The organism is Sulfitobacter sp. JL08 (assembly GCF_003352045.1).
Taxonomy (GTDB): domain Bacteria; phylum Pseudomonadota; class Alphaproteobacteria; order Rhodobacterales; family Rhodobacteraceae; genus JL08.
This window is the reverse complement of sequence record NZ_CP025815.1, coordinates 656682-674172: the sequence shown is the minus strand read 5'-3', so window position 1 is coordinate 674172 and position 17491 is coordinate 656682. Positions and strand designations below refer to the sequence as shown.

17 protein-coding genes are annotated in these 17491 nt (G+C 60.6%); 13 read left to right on the top strand and 4 right to left on the bottom strand.

What is annotated here, in order from left to right:
• Positions 1-10 precede the first annotated feature (10 nt).
• The 4 genes from C1J05_RS03445 (at position 11) to C1J05_RS03430 (ending at position 4719) form a co-directional block, all read left to right on the top strand.
• Positions 11-298, top strand: coding sequence for a sarcosine oxidase subunit delta (locus C1J05_RS03445; protein WP_114869047.1), 288 nt, complete (start codon positions 11-13; stop codon positions 296-298).
• Positions 295-3252 (top strand): sarcosine oxidase subunit alpha family protein, encoded by a 2958-nt coding sequence (locus tag C1J05_RS03440; protein ID WP_114869046.1) that lies wholly within the window; start codon positions 295-297, stop codon positions 3250-3252. The genes C1J05_RS03445 and C1J05_RS03440 overlap by 4 nt, the downstream gene beginning before the upstream one ends.
• A complete protein-coding gene (locus C1J05_RS03435) occupies positions 3245-3811 on the top strand; it encodes a sarcosine oxidase subunit gamma (RefSeq protein WP_114869045.1) in 567 nt (188 codons plus the stop codon). Before C1J05_RS03440 ends, C1J05_RS03435 begins: the two co-directional genes overlap by 8 nt.
• Before the next feature lie 65 nt (positions 3812-3876).
• A complete protein-coding gene (locus C1J05_RS03430) occupies positions 3877-4719 on the top strand; it encodes a DMT family transporter (protein ID WP_114869044.1) in 843 nt (280 codons plus the stop codon).
• Between the two features lie 10 nt (positions 4720-4729).
• On the opposite strand, the gene speB is transcribed toward C1J05_RS03430, so the two are convergent.
• Complete coding sequence (gene speB / locus C1J05_RS03425; RefSeq protein ID WP_114872076.1) at positions 4730-5680, bottom strand: agmatinase; 951 nt, start codon at positions 5678-5680, stop codon at positions 4730-4732.
• 194 nt (positions 5681-5874) lie between these two features.
• Here speB and C1J05_RS03420 point away from each other — a divergent pair, with 194 nt between their 5' ends.
• The 9 genes from C1J05_RS03420 to C1J05_RS03380 all read left to right on the top strand — a co-directional run bounded on the left by C1J05_RS03420 (position 5875) and on the right by C1J05_RS03380 (position 15122).
• Entirely contained in the window at positions 5875-6582 is a 708-nt protein-coding gene (locus C1J05_RS03420) for an ABC transporter ATP-binding protein (RefSeq protein ID WP_114869043.1), read from the top strand.
• On the top strand, positions 6576-8942 hold the full coding sequence (locus C1J05_RS03415; protein WP_114869042.1) for an ABC transporter permease: 2367 nt from the start codon (positions 6576-6578) through the stop codon (positions 8940-8942). Before C1J05_RS03420 ends, C1J05_RS03415 begins: the two co-directional genes overlap by 7 nt.
• 6 nt (positions 8943-8948) lie before the next feature.
• Entirely contained in the window at positions 8949-10187 is a 1239-nt protein-coding gene (locus C1J05_RS03410; protein WP_114869041.1) for an efflux RND transporter periplasmic adaptor subunit, read from the top strand.
• Positions 10188-10313: 126 nt separating this feature from the next.
• Positions 10314-11516, top strand: a complete 1203-nt coding sequence (gene pcaF, locus C1J05_RS03405) for a 3-oxoadipyl-CoA thiolase (protein WP_114869040.1) — start codon at positions 10314-10316, stop codon at positions 11514-11516.
• A 16-nt stretch (positions 11517-11532) separates the two neighbouring features.
• Positions 11533-12525, top strand: coding sequence for a 1,2-phenylacetyl-CoA epoxidase subunit PaaA (gene paaA, locus C1J05_RS03400; RefSeq protein ID WP_114869039.1), 993 nt, complete (start codon positions 11533-11535; stop codon positions 12523-12525).
• Positions 12522-12830, top strand: a complete 309-nt coding sequence (gene paaB / locus C1J05_RS03395) for a 1,2-phenylacetyl-CoA epoxidase subunit PaaB (protein WP_114869038.1) — start codon at positions 12522-12524, stop codon at positions 12828-12830. Before paaA ends, paaB begins: the two co-directional genes overlap by 4 nt.
• A complete protein-coding gene (gene paaC, locus C1J05_RS03390) occupies positions 12830-13585 on the top strand; it encodes a 1,2-phenylacetyl-CoA epoxidase subunit PaaC (protein WP_114869037.1) in 756 nt (251 codons plus the stop codon). Before paaB ends, paaC begins: the two co-directional genes overlap by 1 nt.
• Before the next feature lies 1 nt (position 13586).
• Complete coding sequence (gene paaD / locus C1J05_RS03385) at positions 13587-14045, top strand: 1,2-phenylacetyl-CoA epoxidase subunit PaaD (RefSeq protein ID WP_114869036.1); 459 nt, start codon at positions 13587-13589, stop codon at positions 14043-14045.
• 12 nt (positions 14046-14057) lie between these two features.
• Entirely contained in the window at positions 14058-15122 is a 1065-nt protein-coding gene (locus C1J05_RS03380; protein WP_114869035.1) for a 2Fe-2S iron-sulfur cluster-binding protein, read from the top strand.
• A gap of 4 nt (positions 15123-15126) precedes the next feature.
• Here the strand turns inward: C1J05_RS03380 and C1J05_RS03375 are convergent, their stop codons facing one another.
• The 3 genes from C1J05_RS03375 to paaI are packed head-to-tail and all read right to left on the bottom strand — an operon-like array spanning position 15127 to position 17484.
• Positions 15127-15723, bottom strand: a complete 597-nt coding sequence (locus C1J05_RS03375; RefSeq protein WP_114869034.1) for a TetR/AcrR family transcriptional regulator — start codon at positions 15721-15723, stop codon at positions 15127-15129.
• 4 nt (positions 15724-15727) lie between these two features.
• On the bottom strand, positions 15728-17038 hold the full coding sequence (gene paaK / locus C1J05_RS03370; RefSeq protein WP_114869033.1) for a phenylacetate--CoA ligase PaaK: 1311 nt from the start codon (positions 17036-17038) through the stop codon (positions 15728-15730).
• Positions 17035-17484, bottom strand: coding sequence for a hydroxyphenylacetyl-CoA thioesterase PaaI (gene paaI / locus C1J05_RS03365; RefSeq protein WP_114869032.1), 450 nt, complete (start codon positions 17482-17484; stop codon positions 17035-17037). Before paaI ends, paaK begins: the two co-directional genes overlap by 4 nt.
• Positions 17485-17491 lie beyond the last annotated feature (7 nt).

Below are 17491 nucleotides of genomic sequence, written 5' to 3'. Positions count from 1 at the left end.
GACAAAGCACATGATTATCAATCACCCGCTTCTTGGCCCGCGTGACGCGCAGGAATTCACCTATCTGGGGGATGCGTCACTGATCGACCGGCCCGACTGGCAGGCGCCTGATGCGGCCCGCACGTTTTACGAATACCATTACCTGCGCGACAACCCCGCCGGTGAACACCGCGAATTGTGGTTCCACGAACAGGGCGACAGAAGCTGGCTGGTCGTAACGCGCAACACCCTGACCCACGAGATTACCAAAGTAGAGTTGGCCCGCGAAGTTGCCCGCACACGGGGGCGCAGCGCATGACCCAGTTGAACAGGCTTGCCGGCGGTCAGATCGACCGGTCCGAACCGATGACATTTACCTTTGATGGTAAATCCTATCAGGGATACGCCGGCGATACGCTGGCTTCGGCGCTTTTGGCCAACGATGTGCGCCTGATGGGCCGATCATTCAAATATCACCGCCCGCGCGGCGTGCTGAGTGCGGGATCAGAAGAACCCAACGCGCTGGTCGAACTGCGCAGCGGCGCGCGCCAGGAACCCAACACGCGCGCCACCACCGCAGAACTGTTCGACGGGCTGGTGGCCAACAGCCAGAACCGCTGGCCGTCGCTGACATTCGATGCAATGGCGATCAACGACCGGTTCAGCAATTTTCTGACTGCGGGCTTTTATTACAAAACCTTCATGTGGCCAGCCGCGTTCTGGGAAAAACTGTACGAACCGATCATTCGCCGCGCCGCAGGTCTGGGGACCGCGGCGCTGGAGCCAGACCCCGACAGTTACGACAAGGGGTTTTTGCATTGTGATCTTCTGATCATCGGGGCCGGGCCGGCCGGATTGTCTGCTGCGCTGACGGCGGGGCGTGCCGGGGCGCGGGTTATTCTGGCGGACGAAGATTTTGCCTTTGGCGGGCGGTTGAACGCTGAAACGCTGGATATTGGCGGGCAATCAGGCGCGCAATGGGCCGCAGCCAGCGCAGCGGAACTTGCCGATATGCCAAATGTGCGCCTGATGGCGCGCACCACGGTGATCGGGGCCTTTGATCACGGCGTTTATGGCGCGGTCGAACGGGTTAGCGATCATCTGCCCACCCCCGCCCCCGGCAAGCCGCGCCAGATCTTCTGGCGCATCACGTCGAAACGGGCACTGCTGTGCGCCGGTGCGATCGAACGACCCATTGCGTTTGAAAACAACGACCGCCCCGGCATCATGCTGGCGGGGGCGATGCGTGCCTATGCCAACCGCTGGGCCGCAACACCCGCACACAAGGTTGCCGTGTTTACCAACAACGATGACGGGCACCGCACCGCCGTTGATCTGATCGCCAAGGGCGTCACCGTTGCCGCAGTGATCGACACCCGCACAGACGCGCCCCGGATCGCCGATTGCGAATTGCTGGCCGGTGCGCAGGTCATCGACACCAAGGGCCGTCTGGGCCTGCGTTTCGTCGAAATACGTCTGGCGTCGGGCCAGACACGCCTTATCGAGTGTGGCGCACTGGGTGTGTCGGGCGGGTGGAACCCGAATGTCGGACTGACCTGTCACCAGCGCGGTCGCCCCCAGTGGCGCGAAGATATCGCCGCCTTTATACCGGGTGCAGATGGCCCCGCCGGGCTAAGTTGCGCCGGGGCCGCACTGGGCGAATTCAGCACCCATGCCGCACTTGGCACCGGATCAAAGGCAGCCGCTGCGGCCCTGCGCGATATCGGGATCAAGGCCCGCGCCCTGCCCGCGCCCAAGGCCGAGGATGCGCCTTTTTCGCTGTCACCGTTCTGGCATGTGACCGAAGGCAAGGGGCGCGCATGGCTGGATCAGCAGAACGACGTAACCGTCAAGGACGTGAAACTGGCGCATCAGGAAAACTATCGTTCGGTCGAACATCTTAAGCGTTACACGACGCTTGGCATGGCCACGGATCAGGGCAAGACATCGAATATGGGCGGTCTTGCGATCATGGCCGAACTGACTGGCCAGACGATACCACAGACCGGTACAACGATTTTCCGCCCGCCCTACACGCCTGTGTCGATGGGCGTGCTGGGGGGCCGGTCGGTCGGCACCGATTTTCGCCCCCTTCGTAAAACGCCCAGCCACGTTTGGGCGCAGGAACAGGGTGCTGTCTTTGTCGAAGTCGGGATGTGGTTGCGCGCGCAATGGTACCCCAAAGCCGGCGAAACCGAATGGCGCCAAAGCGTCGATCGCGAAGTGCTGGCGACCCGCAAAAGCGTTGGCATCTGCGATGTGACTACGCTGGGCAAGATCGATGTGCAGGGCAGCGATGCGGCCGCATTTCTGAACACCGTCTATTGCAACGGTTTTGCCAAACTGGCCGTCGGCAAGACGCGCTATGGGCTGATGCTGCGCGAAGACGGGATTGCGATGGATGACGGCACCGCGGCGCGACTGGCCGAGGATCATTTCGTTGTCACCACCACCACGGCCAACGCGGTGGGTGTGTACCGTCACATGGAATTCGTGCGCCAGTGCCTGTTTCCCGACATGGACGTACAGTTGATTTCCACGACCGAAGCATGGGCACAATATGCCGTGGCAGGCCCGAATGCGCGCAAACTGCTGCAAAAGATCGTCGACCCGAAGTTTGATCTGTCAAACGATGCGTTCCCGTTCATGGCCTGTGGTGAAATCACCGTTTGCGGTGGTTTGCGCGCACGGCTTTTCCGGATATCGTTCTCGGGTGAACTGGCCTACGAAATTGCGGTGCCGACACGCTATGGCGATGCCATGATCCGCAGATTGATGGCGGCGGGCGAAGAATTCGATGTGGTCCCCTACGGAACCGAAGCCTTGGGCGTCATGCGCATCGAAAAGGGCCATGTGACCGGCAACGAGCTGAATGGCACGACCACCGCGCTGAATCTGGGCATGGGTCGTATGGTGTCCAAGGCGAAGGACAGTATCGGGTCGGTCCTTTCCGAGCGAGAAGGGCTGAACGCCCCGGATGCGCTGGTTCTGGTCGGCCTGCAACCGGTCGACAAGTCGCACCGTGTTCTGGCGGGGTCCCACCTGATGACCAAAGGACACGATGTGAACGCAGCCAATGATCAGGGCTACATCACCTCTGCCGCCTATTCGCCGCATCTGGGATGCTCGATTGGCCTTGGCTTTCTGAAAAACGGCGGCGCGCGCAAGGGTGAGGTGATCAAGGCGGTCAGCCCGCTGACCGGCCTGAACGTCGATCTGGAAGTGGTCAGCGCGCATTTCATCGATCCAGAGGGGGAGAGGCTTCGTGCATGATCTGACAGCAATCACCGCCCTGGGGGGCAGCGTCGCGCGTGTCGATCACGTTGGTCCCATCACGCTAAGCGAACAGCCCGATTGGGTGTTCGCATCCGTTGCCGCGCGTTTGGGGCAGGAAAGCAAATGCAAGACAGCCCTGAAAAAGCTGCTGGGGGCAAAAGCGCCTGATGTAGGGGGCGTGTGCGTTGGAAAAGACCTGACAGCGTTCTGGACGGGGCCGGACCAATGGATGATCGAAGCCCCGTTTGCTCAGAATGAAGACATCGCCGCACAGGTGAAATCGGCTGTTGGCACAACAGCAAGTGTGAGCGAACAAACAGATGGCTGGTGTCGCTTTGACATGCTGGGCGACGGTGTCGTCGCTGTGTTCGAACGGCTGTGCAACGTCAACGTGGCTGCCATGGCCACAGGCACGGCAACACGCACCGTTATTGAGCATCTGGGGTGCTTTGTGATCTGCCGAGACGCAGGCACGCATCTGTCCGTCATCGGGCCGCGATCTTCGGCAGGGTCCATGCACCATGCGTTACTAACCGCAATGCGGTCTGTCTGGTGATCCGGTTCGCACCAAAACCATCCGTATAGGGCGCTTATGGGTCACAAAGCCTACAAGGTTTCCGCGTGAGCGCGCTATCGCTTGGTCTGTGTGCCGCGCTGGCGTGGGCCATTCATGATCTGTGCCTGCGCTATGTCAGCCAGCGGGCGGGTATCCTGCCAGCGCTGGCAGTTGTGCTTTTGACCGGCGCGCTGCTGGTGCTGCCGGTGGCAGCGTGGGTTGGCGCGTGGCAGGACATGTCAGGCACTGCCTTGGTGGCCTCTTTGTTTACCGGGCTGGCCTTCGCGTTCGCCAGTGTTGGTCTTTACAAGGCGTTCCAGATCGGCCCCGTCGGTCTGGTCGCGCCGGTGATCGGGGCCTATCCGGTGCTGTCACTGGCGCTGGCCGGTATCGAAGGTGATCCGGTCAAGGCCACGGACTGGGCGGCGGCCGTTGTTGTTATCGCAGGGATTACCGTTGTCGGGGTTCTGGGGCGTGACAGCAGATCGGGCGGATCACGCGCCGTGGCGCTGGCATGGGCCGTTCTGGGCGCGACGGGGTTCGCCCTGACCTTTGCGGTCGGGCAATATGCCACGCGCATCACCGGCGAATTACCGGTTCTGGCCATTGCGCGGCTGGCCGCGATCGCCGTGATCGTGCCCCTGGCGCTGCGCACGATCGACCCGATGCGCGGCATCATCCGGCATATGCCGCTATTGCTGCTGATGGGGGCGCTGGACGCGCTGGCCCTTGGGGCCGTGATGATCGCGGCACCGCTGGATCATCCTGAGTTTGCCGCTGTCGGCGCGTCTGCGTTCGGGATCCTCACCATATTGCTGGCGCGGATGGTATTGGGCGAACGGATGGCACCGGGCCAATGGGGCGGTGTCGTGCTGGCCTTTGCCGCTATCGGGTATCTGGGGTTGTGACCGCGCGGCATCAGCGCGGCAGAACACACAGCATTTCGTAAAGAAGGCCGGCGCCGATCAGCGCCGTGTTGCCGCTGGTATCATAGGGTGGCGACACCTCGACCAGATCACCTCCGACAAGGCTCAGCCCCGCGCAGCCGCGCACGATTTCCAGCGCCTGAATGGTGGTCAGCCCGCCAATTTCAACAGTTCCGGTTCCGGGTGCAAAAGCGGGATCAAGGCTGTCGATATCATAGGTCAGATAGGTCGGCGTATCGCCAATTCTGGCGCAGATATCAGCCATCAGAGGTGTCAACGACTTGTGCCAGCAGTCTTCTGCCGGAACCACGGTAAAGCCCTGCTTGCGGCCCCAGTCGAAGTCATCGGGCGCATAGCCGGTGCCGCGCAGCCCGATCTGGAATACCTTGTCATTCACCAGCAACCCGTCTTCGACCGCGCGGCGGAACGGCGTGCCGTGGGCGATCTTTTCGCCGAACATCTCGTCATTGGTGTCGGCATGGGCATCCACATGGATCAGAGCAACAGGCCCGTGTTTCCCGGCAATGGCGCGCAGCACCGGATAGGTCAGCGTATGATCGCCCCCCAATGTCAACGGCACAGCGCCATGCGACAGGATATCGTCATAGGCCGCCGTGATGATGTCAGCCGTCTTTTTCAGATCGAATGTGTTGATCGCCACATCACCTATATCGGCCACCTGCATTTCAGCAAACGGGGCCGCACCGGTGGCCATGTTGAACGGGCGCAACATGCAGCTTTCGGCGCGGATGGAGCGCGGACCATGGCGGGTGCCTGCACGGTTCGATGTGCCGATATCCATCGGCACCCCTACAAAACAGGCATCAAGCCCCGCAGCACTGTCCTGACGGGGCAGGCGCATCATCGTGGCATCACCGGCAAAGCGGGGCATATCATTGCCGCCAAGCGGCTGGTTGAAAGGGCGGTCTGTGGCGGTTGGCATGCTGGCGTTCCGTTCTGCTGGTTCCTTGCGCAGAATCCACATCCCGGATGCCATTTGCAATCGCTATCTGCACTGCCGGCCCCCATCGCCCCCTCGCAGTGGCAAAGGCGACTTTGACGCTGATCAACACGCGCGCCCTTTACTCTTGCTAGAGCGGTTTTTATCCTGCCCGTTCCCGACCGGACCTGCCGATTATGACCTTGCCCGCCTTTACAACGAAAAACCTGACCAAGGTCTATGGCGAGGGCCGTTCGGCGGTACATGCGCTACGCGGCGTTGATGTTGAAATTCCTCAGGGCGAGATTGTCGTCCTGCTGGGCCCCTCGGGCAGCGGGAAATCAACCTTGCTGAACATTCTGGGCGGTCTGGATAGCGCCACGGACGGCACCGCGCAATTCCGCGATCAGATGCTGACCGATATGCAAGACCGGGAGTTGACCCGCTACCGGCGCGATCACGTGGGGTTTGTGTTCCAGTTTTATAATCTGATGCCGTCCCTTACCGCCTATGAAAACGTTGAACTGGTGACCGAGATTGCCCGCAACCCGATGGACCCGGCCGAGGCGCTGCACATGGTGGGTCTGGGTGGCAGGATGGATCATTTTCCCTCGCAGATGTCGGGGGGCGAACAACAGCGCGTGGCCATCGCCCGTGCCGTGGCCAAACAGCCCGATGTTCTGTTCTGCGATGAACCCACCGGCGCGCTGGACAGCACCACAGGACGCACGGTTCTTAAGGTTCTGAAATCCGTCAACGAAACGCTGGGTGCGACTGTCATGATCGTAACCCATGCCGCCAGTCAGGCCGCGATGGCGGATCGCGTCATCCATTTCGCCGATGGCAATATCCGCGAGATCGTCAAGAACAAGACCAAGCAGAGCCCGGACGAAATCGCATGGTAGGCGCGCTTGATCACAAGCTGCTGCGCGATCTGTGGCGGATGAAGGGACAGGCGATAGCTATCGGACTGGTGATCGGCATGGGCGTCGCCCTGCAAGTGATGATGAGCGGGCTTGTCGCCACTTTGGGTGATACGCGCCAGGCCTATTACGACCGGTTCCGTATGGCCGAGGTTTACGCCCCGGTCACGCGCGCGCCATCCCATCTTACAGACCGTCTGGCGCAGATACCGGGCGTTGCGGCCGCCGAAGGACGTGTCAGCGGCGATGCCCTGATCGATATTCCCGGACAGGCCTTGCCGATGCAGGCGCGGGCCGTGTCGCTGCCCGATATCGGCACGCCGCGTCTGAACGCCGTACATCTGACCGATGGACGAATGATCAACGCCGCCCGTGGCGATGAGATACTGCTGCTGGATACGTTCGCGCGTGCCAACGGTCTGGGCCCCGGCGATCAGATTACCGCCACGATGAACGGCGCACGCCACAGCTTTCGCATCACCGGACTCGCACTGGGGCCGGAATTTGTTTACGTCACACCGCCGGGCGAACTGATGGCGGATGACGCCCGTTATGGCGTCATCTGGATGAGCAGTTCTGCCCTGTCGGCGGCCTATGACATGAAGGGCGCCTTTAACGAAGCGCTGATCAGTCTGACCCGGAACGCCCGCGAGGCCGCCGTGATCGCTGCTGCAGATCGTATTCTTGCGCCCTATGGCGGGCGCGGGGCCTACGGGCTGGATGATCATATGTCCAACCGGTTCCTGAATGATGAAATAACGCAATTGAAAACACTCAGCCGCGCCATTCCGCCCATTTTCCTCGGGGTGTCGGCCTTTCTCCTGTATATCGTGATTTCGCGGATGATTCAGGCCGAACGCGAAGAGATTGGCCTGATGAAGGCCTTTGGCTATTCCGATGGCGAAGTGGTGTGGCATTACCTGAAATTCGTCATCGTGATTGCGGCAGGCGGGGCGCTGGTCGGCTGCCTTCTGGGTATCCTTCTGGCGCGGCTGCAGGCCAACATGTACCTTGATTTCTTCAAGTTTCCGTTTCTGCTGTTCCGGCAGGATCCGGTTTCTTTCGTGATCGGTGTCAGCGTCAGCGTTCTGACGGCTTCGGCCGGCGGTTTGATCGTCTTGCGCCGCGTCTTTGCGCTGACACCCGCCACCGCCATGCGGCCCCCAGCCCCTGCCGATTACAGCCGCGCGGGACGCTATGCGCCATGGCTGGCGCGCATTCTGGACCAGCCCAGCCGCATGGTGCTGCGCCGGTTGACCCGCCATCCAATGCGCATGGCGGGCGCAACGGTGGGGATTGCCTGCGGCATGGCGCTGAATGGTGCGATGCTTACGTTGTTTCAGGGATTTGACCGCACGATCGATCTGTCGTTCAGCGTGATGGACCGGTCTGATCTGACGCTGGTGTTTACCCACGCCGTTTCGCAGGACAGCATTTCGGACTTGCGCCGCCTGCGCGGCGTGACACGTGTGGAACCGGCGCGGATAGTGCCGGTTGTGCTGCGCAACGGAGTCTATGATTATCGCGGCGCTCTCAGCGGGCTGGATCCCGATGCACATCTGGTGCGGGCGATGAACGCGGACCTGACACAGGTCAGCCTGCCCGACAGCGGCATCGTGTTATCAACGACACTGGCCGATCTGTTGCAGGTCCGCCCCGGAGACTTGCTGGAAATCGATGTGCGCGAAGGCCGCCAGCCGCTGTTGTCCCTGCCGGTTGTGGCACTCTCGGAAACCTTACTTGGGGCCACCGCCCACATGGACAGGCATGCCCTGAACCGTGCATTGGGTGAACCCCTGCGCGTGTCGGGTGCGTTTCTGGCTGTGGACCCCGCGCAAGCCGACGCAGTGTACGCGGCCTTGCGCGGTATGCCCACGGTTGCCGGCGTCAGCCGGTCTGATGATTCCGAACAGGCCTTGCAGGACATGATGAACGAAGGTGCGGGTGCCACCCGGTTTGTAATGGCCGCCATCGCGTTCGTGATTGCCTTTGGCGTTGTCTATAATGCCGCCCGCATCGCGCATGCCGAACGGGAACGCGATCTCTCCAGTCTGCGCGTGATTGGTTTCAGCCGTGGCGAGGCGGCGTTTGTCCTGTTGGGCGAACTTGGCGCTGTCGTGTTGGCAGCATTGCCGTTGGGGGTGGTGCTGGGCCATGTCGTCGCCATGCTGATGTCATGGGGGTTTTCCAACGAAAACTACCAGATACCGGCTGTGTTCAGCCCGTCCAGCCACGGGGCTGCAGCCCTTGTAGTGGTGTCAGCCGCCCTGCTGTCGGGCTGGTTGGTGAAGCGCGATATCGACAGGGCCGATCTTGTGTCGGCTTTGAAAACAAGGGAATGATGTGACATGGCCAAAGCCCGCAAACGATCGCGTCTGATCTTTACAACCCTTGCCGCTGTGCTGATCGGGGCCGGTTTGGCCGCCGCCTTCTGGCCGCGCGCAACGATGGTTGATCTGGGGCAGGTCAAACGCGGTGCCATGCAACTGACCATCGACGAAGAGGGGCGCACCCGCGTCAGCGACGGCTATGTCGTGTCCACCCCCGTGGCAGGCCGGTTGCTGCGGGTCAGCGTTGATCCCGGCGACCCGGTGATCAAGGGGGAAACGGTGGTGGCCCACATGCGGCCAACCAACCCCGCAGCGCTGGATATCCGCACCCGCGAACAGGCACGCGCCGCAGTCGAGGCCGCCGAAGCCGCCCAGCGTGTGGCACAGGCCGATCTGAATGCCGCCATAGCCAATCTTGAACTGGCCAACAGTGAACTGGCGCGCACCGAACGTCTGGCCGAGCGTGATATCGCATCCGATGCCGCGCTGGACCGGGCACGCCAGGTGGCACGCGTGGCACAGGCGAACGTGGATACCGCCGAAGCCGCGATCGCGATGCGGCGCGCACAGGTGGACAATGCCCGCGCGCAACTGATCCGCTTTGATGATCGCGGGCTGGCCGACGCCATTGCCGGTGAAAACGGGGGCGACGATATACCGGTTTATGCTCCGATCACGGGCCGTATCCTGCAAATCATGCAGCAAAGCGAAATCACGCTGTCTGCGGGAACGCCGATCATGGAAATCGGCGACATTACCGGCGATCTGGAAGTGATCGTCGACCTTCTGTCGACAGATGCGGTTCAGGTGTCCGTCGGGGATCCGGTGCTGATTGAAGACTGGGGAGGCCCGCGCGCATTGCAAGGCAGGGTTACCCGCGTCGATCCGTTTGGTGTCACCAAGTTTTCTGCCCTCGGGGTTGAAGAACAGCGCGTCAGCGCCTTGATCGAGTTTACCGAACCATCCGATACCCGTGCTGGATTGGGTCACGGCTTTCGTGTCGAAACCCGCATTGTTGTGTGGCAGGATCCCGACACCCTGATCGTGCCCTCCAGCGCGCTGTTTCGTGTTGGCCAGGATTGGGCCGTATTCCGCGTGATTGACGGCAAGGCGCAGCGCCGGATCATCTCTCTCGGGCGCAATAACGGGATCGAGGCGCAGGTTTTGGACGGGCTGGAAGACGGCGATACCGTGATCCTGTTTCCGACGTCGGGCCTGACCGACGGGGTGCGTGTGACGCAGCGGGTCGCCGATTGATCCGGACCTTCCGTCAAGACGTTACAGAATACTTTCGATTTCCAATTTTCTGTAACTTTATTCTTGATGGGAATCGGTTTTATCAATACACCGACCATGCGGTCGAAGAATGGAGGCTTTTGCCGAATGGACGCATTTATCTGTGACGGGGTGCGCACGCTGATCGGCCGCTATGGCGGGGCGCTGTCCAGTGTGCGCACCGATGATCTAGCCGCGCTGCCCATCACCGCCCTGATGGAACGCAATCCGCAAGTTGCGTGGGCACAGGTGGATGATGTGATCTTTGGCTCGGCCAATCAGGCGGGCGAAGACAATCGCAATGTGGCGCGTATGGCTGCATTGCTGGCCGGATTGCCGGAAGATGTTCCGGGCACGACAATCAACCGGCTGTGCGCCAGCGGCATGGATGCGGTGGGCTTTGCCGCGCGCGCGATCAAGGCGGGTGATTACGATCTGGCCATTGCCGGTGGCGTCGAAAGCATGAGCCGCGCGCCCTTTGTCATGCCCAAGGCCACCAGCGCCTTTACACGATCCAACGCGGTTTATGACACCACCATCGGATGGCGGTTCGTGAACCCGAAGATGAAGGCCCGATACGGTATCGATTCCATGCCGGAAACGGCGGACAACGTTGCTGCAGACTATGGCATCAGCCGTGCGGATCAGGATGCGTTTGCCGCGCGCTCGCAAGCGCGGTGGGCCGCCGCACATGCCGCCGGACTATTTGCAGATGAAATCGTACCGGTCCACATTCCGCAGCGCAAAGGTGACCCGTTGGTGTTTGACACCGATGAACATCCGCGTCCTGACACCGATGGCGCGGCACTGGCGCGGCTGAAAGGCATCAACGGGCCGGAACTGAGTGTGACCGCGGGCAATGCCAGTGGCGTCAACGATGGGGCTGCTGCACTGCTGATTGCTTCAGAACAGGCGGCAAAGGCACAGGGGCTGACACCGATTGCGCGCATTGTCGGCATGTCATCCGCCGGGGTCGCGCCGCGCGTCATGGGTATCGGGCCGGTGCCTGCGACACAAAAGCTGCTGGCGCGCACAGGGCTGCGCATCGACCAGATGGATGTGATAGAATTGAACGAGGCATTTGCCGCGCAAGGGCTCGCGACATTGCGCGCGCTGGGGGTGGACGATGATGCGCCGCACGTCAATCCGAACGGCGGTGCCATTGCGATCGGGCATCCGCTTGGCATGTCGGGGGCGCGGCTGGTGTTGACGGCAGCGCGGCAACTGCAGCGCACCGGCGGGCGCTATGCGCTATGTACAATGTGCGTGGGCGTGGGCCAGGGCGCTGCGCTGATACTGGAACGGACGTAAGGGGAAGGAACAGCAGATGTATGCACAGATGGTTCAGTCAACCGGCGCAGGCGTCAAGGACCGCGCGGACATGACACCGCAGGAACGTGCCTTTCAGGACCGGATCAACGCGGGCGAGAAAATCGAACCGAAAGACTGGATGCCTGACGGGTATCGCAAGACGCTGATCCGCCAGATCGGCCAACACGCCCATTCCGAAATCGTCGGGCAACTGCCCGAAGGCAACTGGATCACCCGCGCCCCGACGCTTGAACGCAAGGCCATCCTGCTGGCCAAGGTACAGGACGAGGCAGGGCATGGCCTGTATCTTTATTGCGCCGCTGAAACGCTGGGGGTCAGCCGCGATGAACTGACCCGCGATCTTTTGTCGGGCAAGATGAAATACAGTTCAATCTTCAACTATCCGACGCTCACATGGGCCGATATGGGCGCGGTTGGCTGGCTGGTGGATGGTGCGGCGATCATGAACCAGGTGCCGCTGCAACGTACATCCTATGGCCCCTATTCACGCGCGATGATCCGCATCTGCAAGGAGGAGTCGTTTCACCAGCGTCAGGGCTATGACATCATGATGAAGATGGCCGCCGGTACATCTGCGCAGAAACGCATGGCGCAGGATGCGGTGAACCGGATGTGGTACCCGTCATTGATGATGTTCGGCCCGTCCGACAAGGACAGCGTGCATTCGGCGCAAAGCATGGCTTGGAAAATCAAGATCAACACCAATGACGAACTGCGCCAGAAATTTGTCGATCAGACCGTGCCGCAGGCCGAATATCTGGGCCTGACCATTCCCGACCCGGATCTGAAATGGAACGACGAAAAGGGCGGGTACGATTATTCCGAACCCGATTGGGCCGAATTCTTTGATGTGATCCAGGGAAACGGCCCGTGCAATGCCGAACGTCTGAACGCGCGCAACGCCGCCTGGGATAATGGTGCCTGGGTGCGCGACGGGCTGTTGGCCCATGCCCGCAAACGGGCCGCAGGAAAGGTAGCAGCAGAATGACCGCAGACACCAATACCCCTACCCGCCACGAATGGCCGCTTTGGGAAATCTTTATCCGTGGTCAGCACGGAATGAGCCACCGCCACGTGGGCAGCCTGCACGCGCCGGATGCCGAAATGGCGATCAAGAATGCCCGCGATGTCTATACCCGCCGAAACGAAGGCGTCAGCATCTGGGCGGTCGAAGCACGCCATATTGCGGCCTCGTCCCCGTCTGACAAGGGGCCGCTTTATGAACCGTCGCAAAGCAAGGTGTACCGCCACCCGACGTTTTTCGACATTCCCGATGACGTGGGTGCAATGTGATGGACGACGCGCTGTTTCAATTCCTGTGCCGTATGGGCGACAACACGCTGGTTCTTGGCCACCGTGTCAGCGAATGGTGCGGCCATGCGCCGATTCTGGAAGAAGATATCGCGCTGGCCAATATCGCGCTGGATCTGATCGGACAGACCCAGATGTGGCTGGGTCTTGCCGCCGAAGTCGAAGGCCACGGGCAGAGTGCCGACGATCTGGCAATGCTGCGCGATGCCTGGGATTTTCGCAATCTGCTGATCGTGGAACAACCCAACGGAGATTTCGGGCAGACCATGATGCGCCAATACCTGTTTGATGCCTGGCATCTGGCGATGCTGAAAGGGCTGGAAACGTCCAGCGACGCGCGCGTGTCCCAGATCGCGCAGAAATCGGTGAAAGAAGTGGCCTATCATCTGGAACGGTCCACGGACACGGTGATCGGCCTTGGCGACGGAACGGACGAAAGCCATGCCCGCATGCAAGCCGCGCTGGACCTGTTGTGGCCCTATGTGGGTGAAATGTTTACCCCTGATGCGGTGGACCGTGAAATGGCCAAGGCGGGCATCGCGCCCGACCCTGCCAGCCTGCGCGCGCGTTTCGATGCCGATGTGGCGCATGTGATGGAACAGGCGACATTGAAAATTCCCGACACGGGCTTTGCCCACAAGGGTGGCAAATCCGGTGTGCAGCATTCCGAACATCTGGGCCATATCCTGACGCAGATGCAATGGCTGCAACGCGCCTATCCCGGGGCTACGTGGTAGGATGAAACCGGCGGTGGCCGACATATGGGACTGGCTTGATCAGGTGCCCGACCCGGAAATTCCAGTGATTTCGGTGGTTGATCTGGGTATCGTGCGCGGTGTGGCTTGGCAGGGAGACACGCTTGAGGTGGCGGTCACGCCCACCTATTCAGGCTGTCCCGCAACGCGGATCATCGCGCTGGATATCGAAACCGCGCTGCGCGATCACGGCGTTGCGGATATCCGCATCAAAACCCAGATTTCACCCGCCTGGACAACCGACTGGCTGACCGAAAAGGGCCGCGTCAAGCTGGAGCGTTTTGGCATTGCGCCGCCGCAAAAGGCCGGCGGACCAGAAAAATGCCCGCATTGCAGCAGTCGCGACATTGAGCGGGTCAGCCAATTCGGTTCCACCCCGTGCAAAGCGCACTGGCGTTGCCTGACCTGCCTTGAACCGTTCGACTATTTCAAATGCCTGTAAGGAGTGCGCCCCATGGCCCGCTTTCATGATCTGACTGTCACTGATGTTCACAAAACGATCCGCGATGCGGTTGTCGTGACGCTGAAGCCTGTCAACGGTGGCGATTTCGAATTCACCCAAGGCCAGTACCTGACGTTTCGCCACGATTTCGATGGTACCGAGGTACGCCGATCCTATTCGATTTGCGCGGGGCTGGATGATGGCCTTTTGCAGGTCGGGATCAAAAAGGTTGATGGCGGTGCGTTTTCCACCTGGGCGAACGAAAACCTGAAACCCGGTGATGTCGTGCAGGCGATGTCACCTATGGGCAATTTCTTTACCCCGCTTGATCCGTCACAGGGAAAAAACTATCTGGGATTCGCGGGCGGGTCCGGCATCACACCGGTTCTGTCGATCCTTAAAACCGTACTTGCGCGCGAGCCCAACAGCACATTCACGCTGGTCTACGCAAATCGCGGCGTCAACACGATCATGTTCCGTGAAGAGCTTGAGGATCTGAAAAACCGTTATATGGGGCGGTTGACCCTGATCCATATTCTGGAATCCGATGCACAGGAAATTGATCTGTTCACCGGGCGCGTGGACCGGGAAAAATGCGCCGCGTTGTTCGAACACTGGATCGATATCGCCAGTGTCGACACCGCCTTTATCTGCGGGCCCGAACCCATGATGCACGCCATTTCCGACAGCCTGCGCAGCCATGGTCTGCGCGATGATCAGATCAAATTCGAATTGTTCAAAAGCGGACAACCCGGCCGCCTGAAACGCAAAGCCGCCGCTCAAGGGGCCGCTGCCGCCAAGGCGACACAGGCCAGCGTGATCATGGATGGCACCGCCCGCACATTCACGATGGATCGGGATCAGTCCGTGTTAGAGGCAGCGCTGGAACATGCAATGGATGCACCGTTTGCCTGCAAGGCAGGCGTATGTTCCACCTGCCGCTGCAAACTGATCGAGGGCGAGGTCGAGATGATCGCCAATCACGCGCTGGAAGATTATGAGGTGGCGCAAGGCTTTATCCTGTCCTGCCAGTCCTACCCGCTGACCGACAAGATCGTCGTGGATTACGATCACTAATGGTTCAAAGCCCGCGCAGACCATCACAGGCAAGGGTGGTGACAAGGCGCGCATAGTCCTGTCGGGCCTGTGAATCGGCGCGCGGGTTCCACATGTAAAACCAGTTCAGCATCCCGAACACCGACATTGTCGTAGCCCGCAGTTTTACCGGGTCGTTCCTGAACACATCCGGTTCGATTTCGGCCAGCACATCGCCAAGCTGGCGCACCATATCGCGCTGGTATCCGCGCAAAACGGATTGCTGTTCCTGGGGCAACAGCGGCAGGCCTTCGGTCTGGATCTTGTGTTCGTGGTCCATGCCGTCATAGGCCAGCAGGGTTTGTTCCACGATCCGGTGCAGTTTTTCACGTGCAGGCAGCCCGCTCAGCGGCAGGTTGCAAATCCGGTCGCGCAAGGCAGAAAGATAGCTGTCCAGAATATCGAACAGCAACGCATCCTTGCTGCTGTAATAGTGGTAGATATTGGCCTTGGATATTCCACATTCGCGCGCGACATGGTTCATTGATGCTCGCGCCACACCTTCCTTGGCGAACACGCGGGCGGCGGTTTTCAGGATGTGGCCGCGCTTGGCGTCATAATCCTTGGCAATGGTACGGGCCAAACCGTCAGTCCTTTGGCCGGTTGTCGACGACGCGTTTGGCCTTGCCTTCGGATCGGGCCACCGCTCCGGGGTCGCGCACCAGAACCTCGCAACTGATACCAACGATATCCTTGATCCGTTTGGTCAGCATCCGTTCGGCGGCGGCGCGGCTGGCCTCGTCCGTGGCACCTGTCGCGGCTTCGACATTGACGCGCAGCGCATCCATATGGCCCGCGCGGTAAAGCTCGATCTGGAAATGCGCGGCCACCCCGCCTGTGGCCAGCACCTGTTCTTCGATCTGCGTGGGAAACAGATTGACGCCGCGCAGGATGATCATGTCATCGCTGCGCCCTGTGATCTTTTCCATCCGCCGCATGCTGCGCGCGGTGCCGGGCATCAGCCGCGTCAGATCGCGGGTCCGATAGCGGATCATCGGCAAGCCTTCCTTGGTCAGCGTGGTAAACACCAGTTCGCCTTTTTCCCCGTCCTGAACCGGCTGTCCGGTGTCGGGGTTGATCACTTCGGGATAGAAATGATCTTCCCAGATGTGCAGACCGTCCTTGGTTTCCACGCATTCGTTGGCCACGCCCGGCCCCATGATTTCGGACAGACCATAAATATCGACAGCGTGCATATCGAACGCCTGTTCGATCTCAAGCCGCATGGCATTGGTCCATGGTTCGGCACCGAAGATCGCGGTTTGCAGCGAGCTTTCGCGCGGGTTGAGACCCTGGCGATGAAACTCCTCAAGGATATTGAGCATATAGGATGGCGTGACCATGATCGCCTGCGGTTTGAAATCATCGATCAGCGTTACCTGACGTGCGGTTTGCCCGCCCGACACCGGGATCACCATCGCGCCCAGCCGTTCGATCCCGTAATGCGCACCCAACCCGCCAGTGAACAGGCCATAGCCATAAGCGTTGTGCACCATGTCGCCCCGCCGCACGCCAGAGGCACGCAGACAGCGCGCGACCAGATCGGCCCAGTTGGAAATATCGTTGGCGGTATAGCCCACGACCGTTGGTTTGCCCGTTGTCCCGGACGAGGCATGAACCCGCACGATCTGGTCGCGCGGCACCGCGAACATCCCGAACGGATAATGATCACGAAGATCGGATTTTGTGGTGAACGGGAACTTTGCAAGGTCGGACAGGTCTTTCAGGTCATCAGGATGTACACCGGCATCGTCAAACCGTTCGCGATACATCGCGACGTTGTCATAGGCGTGGCGCAGCGACCATTTCAGACGTTCCAGCTGCAGGGCCGTGATCTTGTCACGGCTGGCAATTTCAATCGGCTCCAGATCATCGCGATTTGGCGTCAGGTCTTTCATGTCATGTCCTCGGATGTCGGTTCTTCGTCAAACAACTGGCCGCGAATGGCGCGCGACTGGCCGCGGAATTCGGCAATCGCCTTGCCGTCCTGATTGGTGACACGCACATCGTAAATACCGTTGCGCCCGATCAGGGAAACCTCGTGCGCTGTGGCGGTCAGTACGTCGCCCATATGGGCGGGGGCCAGATAGGTGATGGCATTGTGCAGGGCAACGGTGGCCTGATTGCGACTGTTGCAGGCAAAGGCAAAAGCACTGTCGGCCAGTGAAAACGTCACACCACCGTGGCAATTGCCGTGCCCGTTACAATGGTGTGGCTGAACATCCATTTCCAGCGTCGCGGCACCTTCACCAACTGCAACGATCCGCATCCCCATCCATTTCGAGGCGGCATCGTCTGCCCACATGGCATCGGCCGATTTACGGGCGCGGGCCTGCGGGGTCATTGGTGAC